Below are 15,354 nucleotides of genomic sequence, written 5' to 3'. Positions count from 1 at the left end.
ACTCAATCTAGCCTACTTGTACTTTGAACTATAACATATCTTGCTATTTATTTTTTATTAATGTATAATTTTTTTTACACTGCTTGTCTTTTACAGTATCTACTAACCAACATTTCTACTGCTAAGGTATCCCTTATAAGACCTGTTTTTATTTTATAATCACTTTCTAATATATAGTTTAAAATTTCTATGATTATATCATCAGAAAAGTTCTTAGCCTGCTTTAATGCTTTTCCTATTACAAATTGATGAATTTTTAATTTATCTGCTATAAGTTTTGCTGAGTATCCCTCTAATTGTAATTGTCTTACTTGCATAACTATTTTAAACTGTCTAGCTATCATAGAAAATATACCTAAAACAGATTCGCCCTCCTGTATCATATCATTCAATATTTTCATTGCATTAGAAGCACTTTGCTCTCCAATATAATCAATTAACTTAAATATATCATTTTCAACCTTTTTAGGAGATAATTTATCTATTATATCATTAGTTACACTATTTCCCTTTCCAACAAATGAACTAATTTTATTTATCTCGTTTTCTAAGTCTGATAAAGTCTTTTCACTACTTTTATCTCTATATCCTTCTTGTTCAATAAAATACATTATCTGAGAGTTTTCTATTATAACTTCATTTAGAGCAAAAGATTTTTTTATCCACTTAAATAAGTCCATATCAGAAAGCTTGTCACAGTTAAAAACAATTCCATTATTACTTATCTTTTTAACTAAAGATTTTCTTTTGTCAATATCTCCGTATACAACAAAAACTATGGTAGTAGTGTCTGGAGTATTATCTAAATGCTCTATCAAGTATTTTTCGTCACTATCTGTAAAATTCTTTTTCTTTCCTTTTAGTAACTCAAAGTCTTTTACTATTACTATTTTTCTATCATCCATAAAAGGAAGTGTCTCTATAGAGCTTATAAGCTGATTTAAGACTATTTCCTTTCCATCTATTATATCTAAGTTAAAATCGAGCATTCCTTCGTTTAAATTCTCTTTAAAGACTTTTATTGCATTTTCTATTAAATAATACTCTCTGCCATAAAAAAGATACATTTTCTCAAGTTTTTTATCTTTTATATTCCTTATAATATCCTTGTAATCCATTTTCTTGCTCCTTTATCTCTTTTCCTTCTATGTAAAATATGTAAAAAAATACTCCTATGTAATAAATCACTACAATATAAAGTTTAGGGTTATCTATATCAATATATGTAAAATTTAAATTGCTGAGTTTCTCTAGTAAAAAAAATATGATTTCTATCAATGTACTGTTAAATAAAGCTATTATTTTAGCTATTACTACACTTATTTTAAATATTATTAAACTTGCAATACTCAAATACATTATTATACCTATAAATGGTACTATGATTAAATTTCCTATGATTGAAACCAATGGTATACCTTTAAATGTATAATATATTATAGGCAAGGTTAATATATTTGACGATATTGTCAATGATACCATACTTAATTTTATAATACTATTTATTTTATTGTAAAATATTAGTATAGAGAATGTAGCTAAAAAAGATAATTGAAAACTTACATTATATATAACATAGGGGTTATTTATAATTAAAACTATCCCTATTAGAGACAGTGTTGATATTCCATCCTTTTTTCTATTAATAAAGACTGATAAATAGAAAACCATAACAAATGTTATAGACCTAATTATAGATGGAGACGCACCTACCATTATACAATATAAAGATATAAAAATCGACAATATTAATAATTTATACAATTTATTTATACCTCTTAATAAAAAAGCAATTACAACACATAGTATGCCTGTATGAAGACCAGATATAGATATTACATGGCTAGTTCCTGTTCTGGTGAACATTTCTTTTTGCTCATCTGTCAGATTTTCAACTTCTGCTAACAATATAGAATTTATAAAATCCGAATTTTTCTTATATAAATATCTATACGTTTTATTTATGTAAAACTTTACTTTACCTATTAAGTCATATATTTTATTCTTACCAATAATTTTATAGCTATTTATATATATTATACCTTTATATCCAGTGCTTTTTATATACCTTCCATAATCAAAATCTTCATATTTCATTTTAGCTAAACTTTTAAATTTGCCTGTAATATTAACTTTCTGACCAATTTTCAAATTTTTAGTTCTTGTGTAATCATTTATTAAGAAAGCTCCTACTTTATACTGATTATATCTAGGCTTTTCAAGTCTTCCTTTAACTGTTCCTTGTATAGTTATTATCTTATCATTAAATTTTTCATCCTCTTTCTTCTTATTTGTGATAATAAAAGATACAGCTATCACAAATATTAATATAATTAGTAAAGGTCTTCTTATTTGAATCATAATCACTCCTCTATAAAACATATTATTTAGATTATTTTCAAATAAATATTTTTTAAACAAAAGAAATTATTCTATAAACAAAAGAATACGTCAAAAGATTTATTAAAATCTTTTGACGTATTTTCATTTCTATATATATTCATTTATATAATTATCTTTTTTAGAAAAAATGCAATTAAGTATTTCTATTGTTTTTTTTGAAATACCCTTTATATTATTTAATAAAAGTGCTTCTTCAATGTCTATATAAGAAAATGCCAATTGTGTTAAAGCATTTATATCTAATTTAATATCAAAACACTCTTGAAGCTCATCTGTATATTCTTTATTTAATTTTTCTAACATTACTTTTTTATTTTGTATAGATATTTTGAATAGTCCATTATTCTCTTCTATATATTTATCTTCTATATATAATTTTATAGAGCCATTAATATCCTTATCAATATCTATATCTTCAATAAATTGCTTTACATTTATAACTCTTCCCATCATAAAAGGTTTTATTTTTATCTCACAGTCTTTAGGATTGTCTAATATAAACCTTATCTTATCTATCATAGGAGTAGCTATAGTAACTATCTTACATTGAGTATTGTGATTATATATAAATTTAAGCATTGATTTAAGGGCATCTATATTTTTATAAAATAGCTCTCTGACAAACATTTTATCTCCTTGAAGAAAATAAATTACATATCCATCTTTTTCACTATCTTCATGGATATATAAATGTCCATCTTCACTTTGGATTTCTTTAAATAAGTTTTCATAATAATGTTCATCTTTTAACACATTACCATTAACCTCATTTAAAAATACTTTATCTATTTTAATTAAATCATCAATTTGTGATAAATTAGCTTTTATCATTTTTCCATTTGCCTTGAAAGTTTTTAAATCATCTGTTTTGATAGTATATTCAATTTGGTCATAACAGTGCTCATATCCAAACCTTCTATAAAGTCTATAATCAATTGGCATTAATATAGATACTAGTTGTCCTTTCTTATACAACTCATTTAAAGTAAATTTAATAACTTTACTCATATAGCCAGTTCCTCTCCCCTCAGGAAGTGTGGAAACCCCTACTACATACGATGTATTGTATACCTTACTATTTAAACTTAATTTATACTGGTTTAGCTGAAGAGAGGAAACAATTTTTCCTTCATCTAAAGCTATTACAGTATTTTCATATTTATATTTATCATTAAAATAGTATTTCATAAAACTTTCACTATCATTAAAGCAATAACTCCATATTTCTTTTATACTTTCTATTTCTTCTTCTTTAGCATACCTAATCTCCATATAGTTTATTAAGCCTCCCTAACACTGTACTTTTCAACAAATCTACAAGGGTGGTAAGAAAGTTTAGCTTTTCTCAGACCTTCAATACCTAAGTCTTCTTCTCTATTTACAAACTCAACATCTTTAAATTCACTTACTAAAAATTGTTGGTTTATAAATGGATATAAACCTCTTATATCTGGATTTGCTTTTTCTATATGAATTAATGCCATGTTTTTATTTAAAAGCTCTCCGATACTAAATGCTTCTAATTTTCCATCCACATATACACCAAATACTTTTACTTTATCTTTTAAAATATCATAATTGTTAAATATCTTTTTGATACCAACTAATTCATCATCCATACTTTCATCAAATTCGTTATTTTCTTCTTTGTTACTTTCCCATTCTTTCATTAATACTAAACATTCATTGAAGTTTTCTTTATCTAATAATCTTGCTTCATATCTACCTGCATATTCTTTTAAGAAATAATTTATATGATTTCTCTTCTTTTGATTCTTTTTACCTGCTAGCGTTCTTAAACTTTCTGCATCATAGATATAATCAAATAAATCTCTTTCTTCTATATACTCAAATCTATTTGGGTATTTTTCTTTTAAAAATTCTACCACTTCAGTAGTAATACCTCTTAAGTATATTTTTTTGTTGTTATGTGAAAAATACTCAAGTACAAAATCTACAACTTCTGGAAGTTTGTCTTTTTTAGCAAGTGGTAATATTGAGAAACTATCTCCTTCATATTCACCAACTAAAACAGCAAAATCTTCACCTATATAGTATCCTGTCTTATAAACATGTTGCCACATATATAAAGTACTAAAACAGTACTCACAAGCTTCATAATCTACTAAATCAAAATAAGGGTCTAGCTCCTTTTTTGAATTTAGTTCAATATCTTTGAAAAACATAAAATCCTCCTACCTTTTTATTGCTTAATTTTTTAAAATTTTATTTTGTATCTATAAAAACTCCAATTTAGTTATGGTATTAATTTCACTTATATTGTCTAAAATATAAAATAGGATAGTTCCCATATATCTTATATTACCCATCATAAAATTATATAAACATGTAATGACTGGAGTGATTTTTTATTGAGAAATAAAATTTTTTTATTAATACTTATTATAATATCACTTTTAAGTGCTTGTGACAAAAAATCTCTACTATCTATACATATGATAGATGTTGGACAAGGTGATAGTCTTTTAGTTCAAACACCTACAAAGAAAAATATATTAATTGATGGAGGTGATGAAGATAGTGGAAATATAGTTACTAGTTACTTGAAACAAAAAAGAATAAAAACCATTGATATAATAATAGCTACGCATCCAGATTCAGACCATATAGGAAGTCTTGATAATGTCATAAAAAAATTTAATGTAAACTCCATCTATATGCCTGAACAATCAACAGAAAGTGAAGCTTATCAAAATCTAATAAGTTCTTGTAATGATAAAAACCTATCTATACAGTATCTATACAGAGATGATGTTTTAAATATCGATAACAATATAAATATATATGTATTAAGTCCTTCATATATACAGGAAGAACCTAATTTAAACTCAATAGTTTTTAAATTAAATTTTAATGACACCTCATTTTTATTTATGGGCGATGCTGAAGAAGCAATTGAAAAAGAAATTTTACATTATTTTAAATTAGATAACATCAATTTTATAAAAATCGGTCATCATGGAAGCAATTCATCAACTACTTTAGAATTTATTGAAAAAATTCATCCAGATATAGCCGCAATATCGTGTGGATATAAAAATCAATATGGACATCCTCATAAGGAAGTTATCAATAATTTAAAACAAAACAATATATCAATTTATAGGACAGATAAAATAGGTGATATTGTTTTTTATAGTGATGGTAAAATGATATTTACAAAACACAAATATAAAATAGACACTTAACATAAGAAATAAAACTGTAACTACATAACAGAACTAGGCTAAAAGTATCAACATAAAATGGTTTTATATTGATGCTTTTAGCCTTTAAAATATGTCCATAAAATTTATAGATAAAATATTTAGCATTATTACCCTAATAATTCATTAACTATTACAGATGCAATTACTAGACCTCCAACAGATGGCACAAATGATACACTACCTGGTGTTACCTTTTTACCATTCATGACTTTCTTTTTAAGTTCTATTGGTTGTTCAGTTGAATATACCACCTTTAATTTTTTAATTCCTCTATCTCTAAGCTCTTTTCTCATGACTTTAGCTAAAGGACAAGTACTTGTTTTGTGTATATCAGTAACAACTATTTTAGTTGGGTCCAATTTATTTCCCATACCCATAGAACTTATTATTTTTAAACCTCTTTTTTCACATGTTTCAATTAAATGTATCTTCGAGCTTACCATATCTATTGCATCCACAACATAATCATATCTTTCTGTTAGTATTTCACTACTAGTATCTTTATTATAAAGATTTCTTATTTTTTTTATATTAATATTAGGATTTATATCTAAAATTCTTTCTTCCATAACATCGACTTTATATTTTCCCACAGTTGAATGTAATGCTGGTATTTGTCTATTTATATTTGTTATATCTACATCATCAAAATCAACAATAGTGAGATTACCCACTCCAGCTCTTGCTAAAGCTTCAACAGTAAAACTACCTACTCCTCCAACTCCAAATACTATTACATTTGAATTTTTAAGTTTTTCTATACCATCATCTCCAACTAGAAAACTAGTTCTCGTTGTAAAGTTATTTTCCATTTTTCCACTCTCCTAGACTTTTATATACCTAATATTAGTATTAGAAAATTTACATTATATAATACTAGATATTATATATTACTAAAACTAAATTATCTCAAAATAATTTTTAAATTTAAAAAGGTATCTTTTAATATTAAAAGATACCTTTTATACTGGCGGGAATGCGTGGGAATCGAACCCACCTAAGAGGCTCTTAACCCCTCATACTAGTTTTGAAGACTAGAGGGCACACCGGCACCCATCCACTCCCATAACGAAACGTTTCTCAACGAAATCTATAATATCATATATTTTGACTCTTTGCAACAATTTTTATAGATTAATTTGATAGCAAATCATATTTTAAATAGTTTTTATCTATAGCAATTAATATTTATATATCTTCTTATTATATTTATAAACTTAAAAACTGGAAACCATATTTTAATTATCTATAAAGAATTTTTCCTCTATTTAATCAAAATACAATTTCCAGTATAAATATAAATTATTTAATTATTTTAATATACGTATATCTATAGTTTTTCTTCCCCAATTGTAAACTGTCTTTGAATCATTCATAAATATATCAATTTTATTTCCTTTTATCGCACCACCACAGTCTTCAGCAGTAAATACCATATCAAATTGAGGTATATATACTTTCGTTCCATATGGTATAACCTTAGGGTCTACAGCTATTGTTCCCCACTTAGGCTTTGTTCCTGTTGCAGTTATACTATGACCAGAATATGCAGTTGCTACAACTCTCATACTTCTACCATTGTTACTACTGCTACTACTTGAAGAAGATGAAGCCATCCTTCTTGAACTTTCTCCCCTTGATGAAGCTACTTGCATTTCTACTTTTGTTCCTTTATTTACAACTTTATTAACTGGCTCAGATGTAACAACTTTTTTCACAAATTCCTTTTCTACTTTCTTGCCATTGTGATAAGTTTCTTTATATACTAATTCACTTTTACCAGATTTTCCTTCTTCTTTAACTTTAGAATCTCCTTTTGACAAAGAGTTATCTTCAACAACTGTAACTTCAAACGGAATGTCTTTAGTCTCTACAACTGTTTTTTCCTTAACATCAATTACTTCTATTTTATCTCCATTAGATAACTTTGAATTTACATCCAAACTAACTATATCATTTCCATCATAGCTAATGTTTTGGGCTTCCAAAAGGTCTCCTACATTAGAACTAAATGTAGATACAGTTCTTTCTTCTCCTTTTACTACTAATGTTACTTGTTTATTAAGTGCAGAGTATCCAGATAAAATTCCAACTGATAAAACAACCGCCATTGCCGAGACTTTAACATTACTCAATTTCTTTAAATTCATATAAAATTTCCTCCCTCAAATTTTTTACACTATATATTTTGCTTCGTAATATTCTGCTTCGTAAATTTCTTTTTTGTTTTTTGTGTAACTAAATTGTAACTATTTTTTCAAGAGTTGTCAACTTGACAAAAAAATAGAAATATGCATACATAGTATTTTCAACTATTGAAGCATATTTCTATTAGTTACAACAATGTCATTGTTTATTGTTGTTTTGTTATCATTTTGTTACCTTTTATCTTTATATATTTTCTATCTGCCAATTGATAGGTTCTTTTCCTAGCTTTTCGAGAATTTCATTTATCTTAGAGAAGTGCTTACATCCAAAAAAACCTTTACTTGCTGATAATGGACTTGGATGAGGTGCTTCCAAAATATAATGCTTACTTGTATCAATCAATTCTACTTTTTTACGCGCATTACTTCCCCACAGTACAAAAATTACTGGGTCTTCACGGTCACTTAAAATAGAAATCACTCTATCTGTGAAAATTTCCCACCCTTTATTTTTATGAGAATTGGCTTCATGTGCTCTAACAGTAAGTGCTGTATTTAAAAGTAACACACCTTGGTCTGCCCAAGGCATTAAGTATCCATTATTAGGTATAAAGCATCCTAAATCTTCTTTCAACTCTTTGTACATATTTAATAGAGATGGTGGAGTTTTTACTTGTGGTTGAACTGAAAAAGCTAAACCATGAGCTTGATTATCTCCATGATAGGGGTCTTGTCCTAGTATTAAAACTTTTGTATCTTTATATGAAGTGTGTTTTAAAGCTTCATATATGTTATGCATATTAGGAAAAATTTGACGTGTCTTATATTCATCTATAAGGAATTTTCTTAAATTTAAATAATATTCTTTTTCAAATTCTTCCTTTAATAATTCATTCCAATCGTTTCCTAAATTAACCATAGTTATCACCAATTCCTTTCAGCTATTTTTATTTATTGTTTTATTTAGAAATTATGTCCTCTTGATTGTCATTTTTTTCATTAGTATTTATTTTTATGCTCACTCTGTTAGGTATACAAACTATACTTTGACTTGGTTTGTTTATAAAACCTGTATGTACACACACCTTATCAGGACATGAAGCATCTATTATCTCCACACCTTTGTCATGAATTTTAACTATATTGTACCCTCCTCTATTTTCTATTTTAAATTCTTCTTTGGCATTTATTGAAACAGTCTTATACAATTTATTATCTACATAAATTTCAATACTTCCAGCATTTTTAGAATTTATAACATTTATTATTCCATAACATGCTGTGATAACAATCAAAACACCTAAAATAAGAAGAATGTCTTTTTTCTTCATTTTTTGTCCTCCTATGAAATTATGCTATAATAAGATAATAACACAATTTCATAGGAGGAATATACCATGAATAAGAAAAAAATCACATTTATTTTTGTGATATTGATTTTAGCATTAATTTTATTTTCATTTTTTAGGAGTTCAAGTCAAAATACTAAATATAGTAAGACAAGCTATTACCTTGGTACAGTAAATGAAGTTACTATATTTAATATAAAAGAATCAAAAAGTGATAAAATTTTAAATGAATGTGATTCAATTTTAAGATATATTGATAACAAGATGAGTACCCATATACCAGGAAGCGATGTTTCTAAAATAAATGATAATGCTGGTAAAGATTTTGTCAAAGTTTCTGATGATACATTTTTTGTTGTACAAGAGGCTATAGAATACTCTAAGTTGTCAAATGGATACTTTGATATAACAGTTGGTCCACTATCCAATCTATGGGCAATTGGAACAGACAAGGCTAAAGTCCCAAATGACTCTGAGATAAACGAACTTCTGCCGCTCATTGATTACAAAAATATTATATTAGATGAAAAAAATAAATCTATAAAGTTAGCTAAAGAAGATATGAAAATTGATTTAGGGGCAATAGCTAAAGGATATGCTGCTGATAAAATCGTAGGCTATTTGAAATCAGAAGGTATAAAAAAAGCTTTAGTAAACTTGGGAGGTAATATATTTACTTTAGAAGATAGCAAAAATAACAAACCTTTTAAAATTGGTATTCAAGACCCAACTAGCAAAAATGGAGAATCTATAGGGAATATAGAAACTACAAATAAATCTGTTGTTACATCTGGAATTTATGAGAGATTTATAGAAAAAGATGGTAAAATATATCACCATATGTTAAATCCATTTACAGGATACCCTTTTGAAAACAACTTAAGCAGTGTTACAATAATCTCTGATAAATCTATTAATTGTGATGCTTTATCCACTTCTACATTTGGACTTGGACTTGAAAAAGGTATGGATTTAATTAATAGTATTGATAATGTAGATGCTATATTTATAACCAAAGATAAAAAAGTATATTTAACTAATGGCATACAAAATAATTTTAAACTTACAGACAAAGCTTTTTCTATTAAAAAGTTCAATAAATAATGAGTTTAAATAATAACTATATCTATTATGCATACAAATTTATACATACAAATTTAAATAACTCTAATATAACTAATGTAAATTTAAGTTTTATATAAAATATGGTATATACTAAGTAGTCTAAAACAAATTGTACTTATGTATATACCATATTTATAGCTTGATTTGTATAAAACACTACCCATTACGCTTTAACTTTCGATAATAAATAACTCCTACAACATATAAAACAATCCACAAAACAAATAAATATATGATTATTACCAATGAGTTGTATATATCTAATGCATTTAGTACAGAGAAAACAAAAGCAGATATAGGAATTATTATCATACATACAATGTAAGCATATCTTCCTGCTTTATCTCTATACATAACATTTCTTTCATCATGAAGATTAATGTTTTCTATTTCGAGCTTTTCTTTGTATTCTTCTTTATGCTTATTCCAGTAAAAGTAACGATAAATGGCAGAAATTCCACCAAATCCAAAGCCTCCTGCTAGTCCAGCAAACAAAGAACCTAACTTATCACCATTCATTAAACAAAGAAACAAGAAAATAACACCTAAAACTACAAATACAATTCCTATTCTTAAATTTTTCTTTTCCATGAACTATTTCTCCTTCCATAAAAATATTTCTTCAATCGACATTTCAAAAAAATCAGATATTTGAAATGCAAGTTCTAAAGATGGATTATATTTTCCATTTTCAATAGAACTAATCGTCTGCCTTGAAACCTTAAGAATTTTTGCAAAATCTTCTTGATTAAGACCTTTTTTCTTTCTTAAATCCTCTACACGATTTTTCAAAAAGATTGCCTCCTTTTTGTAAAGTTTCCTTTACATTTATAATATACCACTTGCTTTTATTTTTGTAAAGGAAACTTTACAAAATATATATAAAAATAGACATTTCATTAGAAATGCCTATCATTAAACATATTTAATTTTATAATTGAATTACATCTTGATGTCTATAAACCTTATTTTTTAATCTTTTTTAGTACATCTTTGAAACAACCTACATTTTTTTATTTTTAATAAATAACTCAACTAACTTTTTATAACGACTTTACAAACAAATCCATTCTATTTAATGCCTCAATTACATTTTCTTTTTGAGTTCCTAAATTTATCCTAACATACTTTTCTCCATCTTTTACAAAGTGACTTCCATCTTCTATTAGCACTCCTGTATTGACAGCTAACCTATCTGTAAATTCACTTGCACTTAGTCCTAGATTGCTTATGTCCATCCAAGCCAAATAAGACGATTCCATCTTCATTAGTTTAATCTTCTCATATTTATTTACCCAATTCTCTAAAAGTTCATAATTTGATTTTATATACTCATTTACGTTCCTTAACCACTCTCTACATTCATCATAAGCTGTTATTAATCCTATTATTCCAAATACATTTGGAGAAGTTATAGAATTTTGTTTTAGTTTCTTTCTAAAAGTATCTCTTATGTCCTTATTTATAACTATTGAATAAGAGGTCTTTAATCCTCCAAGATTAAACCCTTTATTTGGTGATGTCAATAGGATAATATTTTCTAAAAGTTCTCTTTCAAGCTTAAGAATAGAATTAAATTCGCCATAATGAATATGCTCTGCATGTACTTCATCTGCAACTAAAATAACATTGTTTTCTTTACATATAGTTGCTACTTTCGTCATTTCTTCAATTGACCAAATTCTTCCTGATGGATTATGTGGTGTACAAAACATCATTAACTTAGGTTTATTTTCTTTAATTTGAGATTCTAATCTATCAAAATTTATATAATATCTATCATTTATCACATCTAATGTATTACAAACTACATTTACACCCTGCTTTTTAGCTGATGATTCAAATGGGTCATAAACTGGTGTATTTAATATTATACTATCTCCTTTTTTACAAAAAGCTTGTACTACATAGTGAAGTGTTGACACAGTTCCATAAGTCAATGTAATCCATTCTCTTTCTACATTTACTTTATGCATATCATTTTGCCACCCAATAACTGAATCATAAAATTCATCATAACAGTATGTATATCCAAATACACCTCTTTTTACAGCTTCAATAAATTTACTTTCTATTTCTGTTGGTATTTTAAAATCCATATCAGCAATCCACATTGGTACAAAATCTTCTTTAATATCTCCAAATTTATCTCTTATAATATTTAAATCCCACTTTCTACACTTTTCACTTACTCTATCTGGTCTATCATCAAAATTATACATTTAAATTTACCTCGTCTTTTCTTATTATTATAAAAATACTTAGCTACAATTTATTTTTAATTTACAACTATTAAATCTTTGGTAGATATAGTCAATCTCATACACCCATCTTGAGTTATAAGTACATCATCTTCAATTCTTACTCCTCCAAGTTCTGGCACATATATACCAGGCTCTATAGTTACAACCATGCCTTCTTTTAATACTTCATTTGATTCTGAAGTTAATGCTGGATACTCATGAACCATAATACCTACACCATGACCCAGATTGTGTCCAAAATTATCACCATATCCATATGAACTAATTATATCTCTTGCAACCTTATCTATTTCACCAGCAGTCATACCTGGCTTTAAAACCTTTATACACTCTTCATTAGCTTTCTTTACTATATTATATATTTTTTCTAGTTCTTTATTTGTAGTTCCCATACAAATAGTTCTAGTAATGTCTGAACAATAATTATTATACTTTGCTCCAAAATCGAATGTAACAAAATCTCCATATTCTATAATTTTTTCACTAGCTTTTCCATGAGGTAAGGCTCCTCTCAAACCAGATGCAACTATAGTGTCGAATGATTCTTTTTGTCCGCCTAATTCTTTTATGAATCTTACAATTTCATTTTCTACTTGTCTTTCAGTCATACCAACTTTTATAAAGTCAATTATATGATAAAACGTAGCATCTACTATTTCACAAGCTTTTTTTATATATTTTATTTCATCTTCATCTTTCTCTTTTCTTAAAGTAGATAAATCAATTGATTTTAAAGTTACATTTAATTTGTTATTCATACTTTTATATGAGTCAAAAGATACTTCACTTCCTTCAAAGCCAATTTCTTTTATATTTTGATTTCTGCAAATATCATTAATTATATCAAAATACGTTCTATTTTTATCCATTAATATAACATCAAATAAATCTGATTTTCTTTTAACTTCTTCAAAGTATCTAAAATCTACTATTATATATTGTTTATCTTTCGTTATAAAAACATAGCCTGATGAACTAAATAGATTTCCAATATAAAACTTATTGGTAGAACTATTAATAAGAATTCCATCTACATTATACTCTTTAAGATACTTTCTTATTTTTTCTATTTTATTCATAATTTTATCTTCACCACCCTTAATTAGTCATATAGGTAAGGCTGGTAATATTGTTTCAATCAATATTACCAGCCAAGGTTATTATAGATAGTAAAATTTATAAATTAATCAATATAATCTACAACAAGTTTACCATCCTTTATTAATTTATTTCTGTAAAATACATTTCCTACAGCTATGAATATAGCACCAACTGCTATACCTATTACATATCCAAATAAGTTATCTACTAGAGGCCATGCCCATATAGCTGACTCTGGGAACCACTGAATTGCCCCTAAAACTATACCTGTAATAGCTCCTATTATACTTCCTACGATATTTAAAGGTATAACAAAACCTGGTCTCTCAAGTGCAAATGGTATTGCTCCCTCTGATATACCCATAAATGATAGGAATATAGAAGTTTTTCCTGCTTGATAGAATTGTCTATCATATACTCTTCTTCCCACTAATCTTTTATCTAATAAAGTTGTAAGTCCTAATCCAATTGGAGGAACAACTATAGCTATTGTTCTTGCTGTTATTGGTAGTACATTTTCTGTAGTCAAACCAAGTGCAACGAATCCTGCTGCTTTATTTATTGGCCCACCTAAGTCAAATGCTGTAGCTGCTGCTAAAGCTGTTGCATATACATATTCTCCCGCTGCTCCTGCTGCTGTTAAGAAGTTTTTCATACTTTCATTAATTAATCCACCAAATGGAGTTATTATAAATATCATCAATACCATACAAGTTAATGATGCTATTAGTGGTATTAAAAATGTTGTTTTAAAAGCTAACCAGTTATGAGAAACTTTTATAGATTTATTTAACCATTTTACAAAATATCCTATTATAAATGCGATTAATATTGCACCTAAGAATCCTGATGCAACTGGTACAACTTCTGTCCATTGTCCATCTACGAATTGTGGTACACCTACAGGTTTATTAGCTATATATCCACCTATAAATCCTGCTATTAGGGCTGTTTTTCCACCTATAGAATTTGCACAGAATGCTGCAAATAGTGGTATTGCAAATCCAAACAGAGTAAATCCGAAGTTTGACATTAATTGTGCCATGTTTAAAAGGCTAAGTTTAAATCCTGTAAATTCACCTGAGTTCATAGCATCAACTATACCTACAGATGGGTCAAGCCCTAATATTGCATATGGTATTAATTGAGATAAAGCTCCTATAAGTCCACCCATTACTAAGACTGGTATCATATATGATATACCTGTCATTATATGTTTACTAATTTCTTTCCATTTTCCATTTCCCTTTGATTGAGTTGGATTAGATGGAGTAGTTTTTCCTGCGTTATTGCCTCCTGTTGTAGAAGCACCTGAACTGTTTATAACTTTTTTCTTGATTGCCATTCTATTTCCTCCACAGTAAATTTATTATATTCCTAAATCCTCTTCTATTTCCTTTATAACACCTTCTGCATTCTTTATAGCCTCTTGTAATTCAACCTCATAAACTTCACAACCATCAAATCTTTCCATACCTTCTGGTGTTATTGCTACTGCATGTATTATCATAGTTGCTCCTAATATGTCTTCTCTTGTTAATTCATTTTGCACACCATCTGCACCTTGAGTTTCAACTTTTGCTTCATAACCTAATGCCTTTGCAGCTTGCTCTATTGCTTCTGCTGCCATAAAAGTGTGAGCTAGTCCCATTGGACAAGCACATAATGCTACTAATTTTTTATTCATTTTAAATTCCTCCTATTTACTTTAATTAATTATTTTTATTTTAACTTT

16 protein-coding genes and 1 tRNA gene are annotated in these 15,354 nt (G+C 27.1%); 2 read left to right on the top strand and 15 right to left on the bottom strand.

The window, feature by feature from the left end:
• Positions 1–74: 74 nt before the first annotated feature.
• The 4 genes from holA to IR151_RS01150 all read right to left on the bottom strand — a co-directional run bounded on the left by holA (position 75) and on the right by IR151_RS01150 (position 4,589).
• The gene (gene holA / locus IR151_RS01165) at positions 75–1,118 is read right to left on the bottom strand and encodes a DNA polymerase III subunit delta (RefSeq protein ID WP_227432561.1); all 1,044 of its coding nucleotides are present in this window, start codon (positions 1,116–1,118) and stop codon (positions 75–77) included.
• Complete coding sequence (locus IR151_RS01160; protein WP_227432560.1) at positions 1,081–2,361, bottom strand: ComEC/Rec2 family competence protein; 1,281 nt, start codon at positions 2,359–2,361, stop codon at positions 1,081–1,083. Before IR151_RS01160 ends, holA begins: the two co-directional genes overlap by 38 nt.
• 129 nt (positions 2,362–2,490) lie before the next feature.
• The gene (gene eis / locus IR151_RS01155) at positions 2,491–3,675 is read right to left on the bottom strand and encodes a GNAT family N-acetyltransferase (protein WP_227432559.1); all 1,185 of its coding nucleotides are present in this window, start codon (positions 3,673–3,675) and stop codon (positions 2,491–2,493) included.
• Positions 3,676–3,683: 8 nt separating this feature from the next.
• Complete coding sequence (locus IR151_RS01150; RefSeq protein ID WP_227432558.1) at positions 3,684–4,589, bottom strand: DUF2156 domain-containing protein; 906 nt, start codon at positions 4,587–4,589, stop codon at positions 3,684–3,686.
• A 186-nt stretch (positions 4,590–4,775) separates the two neighbouring features.
• On the opposite strand from IR151_RS01150, the gene IR151_RS01145 reads away from it, so the two are divergent.
• Positions 4,776–5,612 (top strand): ComEC/Rec2 family competence protein, encoded by an 837-nt coding sequence (locus IR151_RS01145; protein WP_227432557.1) that lies wholly within the window; start codon positions 4,776–4,778, stop codon positions 5,610–5,612.
• A 128-nt stretch (positions 5,613–5,740) separates the two neighbouring features.
• On the opposite strand, the gene IR151_RS01140 is transcribed toward IR151_RS01145, so the two are convergent.
• The 5 genes from IR151_RS01140 to IR151_RS01120 all read right to left on the bottom strand — a co-directional run bounded on the left by IR151_RS01140 (position 5,741) and on the right by IR151_RS01120 (position 9,111).
• On the bottom strand, positions 5,741–6,445 hold the full coding sequence (locus IR151_RS01140) for a ThiF family adenylyltransferase (protein ID WP_227432556.1): 705 nt from the start codon (positions 6,443–6,445) through the stop codon (positions 5,741–5,743).
• A gap of 156 nt (positions 6,446–6,601) precedes the next feature.
• Positions 6,602–6,698 (bottom strand) — tRNA-Sec (locus tag IR151_RS01135).
• Between the two features lie 245 nt (positions 6,699–6,943).
• Positions 6,944–7,783, bottom strand: a complete 840-nt coding sequence (locus IR151_RS01130) for a G5 domain-containing protein (RefSeq protein ID WP_227432555.1) — start codon at positions 7,781–7,783, stop codon at positions 6,944–6,946.
• 241 nt (positions 7,784–8,024) lie between these two features.
• Positions 8,025–8,699 carry a uracil-DNA glycosylase gene (locus IR151_RS01125; protein ID WP_227432554.1) on the bottom strand — a complete coding sequence of 225 codons (675 nt, stop codon included), beginning with the start codon at positions 8,697–8,699 and terminating at the stop codon, positions 8,025–8,027.
• Between the two features lie 40 nt (positions 8,700–8,739).
• Positions 8,740–9,111 carry a NusG domain II-containing protein gene (locus IR151_RS01120; protein WP_227432553.1) on the bottom strand — a complete coding sequence of 124 codons (372 nt, stop codon included), beginning with the start codon at positions 9,109–9,111 and terminating at the stop codon, positions 8,740–8,742.
• Positions 9,112–9,177: 66 nt separating this feature from the next.
• Here IR151_RS01120 and IR151_RS01115 point away from each other — a divergent pair, with 66 nt between their 5' ends.
• The gene (locus IR151_RS01115) at positions 9,178–10,233 is read left to right on the top strand and encodes an FAD:protein FMN transferase (RefSeq protein ID WP_227432552.1); all 1,056 of its coding nucleotides are present in this window, start codon (positions 9,178–9,180) and stop codon (positions 10,231–10,233) included.
• Between the two features lie 177 nt (positions 10,234–10,410).
• On the opposite strand, the gene IR151_RS01110 is transcribed toward IR151_RS01115, so the two are convergent.
• From IR151_RS01110 to IR151_RS01085, 6 genes are all read right to left on the bottom strand, one after another.
• Complete coding sequence (locus tag IR151_RS01110) at positions 10,411–10,845, bottom strand: tellurium resistance protein TerC (RefSeq protein ID WP_227432551.1); 435 nt, start codon at positions 10,843–10,845, stop codon at positions 10,411–10,413.
• 3 nt (positions 10,846–10,848) lie between these two features.
• Complete coding sequence (locus IR151_RS01105; RefSeq protein WP_227432550.1) at positions 10,849–11,046, bottom strand: helix-turn-helix transcriptional regulator; 198 nt, start codon at positions 11,044–11,046, stop codon at positions 10,849–10,851.
• Positions 11,047–11,297: 251 nt separating this feature from the next.
• A complete protein-coding gene (locus IR151_RS01100) occupies positions 11,298–12,476 on the bottom strand; it encodes a MalY/PatB family protein (protein ID WP_227432549.1) in 1,179 nt (392 codons plus the stop codon).
• 56 nt (positions 12,477–12,532) lie between these two features.
• A complete protein-coding gene (locus IR151_RS01095) occupies positions 12,533–13,597 on the bottom strand; it encodes an aminopeptidase P family protein (protein WP_227432548.1) in 1,065 nt (354 codons plus the stop codon).
• A gap of 104 nt (positions 13,598–13,701) precedes the next feature.
• Positions 13,702–14,964 carry a PTS fructose transporter subunit IIC gene (locus IR151_RS01090; RefSeq protein ID WP_227432547.1) on the bottom strand — a complete coding sequence of 421 codons (1,263 nt, stop codon included), beginning with the start codon at positions 14,962–14,964 and terminating at the stop codon, positions 13,702–13,704.
• A 24-nt stretch (positions 14,965–14,988) separates the two neighbouring features.
• Complete coding sequence (locus tag IR151_RS01085; RefSeq protein WP_227432546.1) at positions 14,989–15,306, bottom strand: PTS fructose transporter subunit IIB; 318 nt, start codon at positions 15,304–15,306, stop codon at positions 14,989–14,991.
• Positions 15,307–15,354 lie beyond the last annotated feature (48 nt).

This window comes from Clostridioides sp. ES-S-0006-03 (assembly GCF_020662275.1).
Taxonomy (GTDB): domain Bacteria; phylum Bacillota; class Clostridia; order Peptostreptococcales; family Peptostreptococcaceae; genus Clostridioides.
This window is presented reverse-complemented; position numbering and strand designations above follow the sequence as displayed.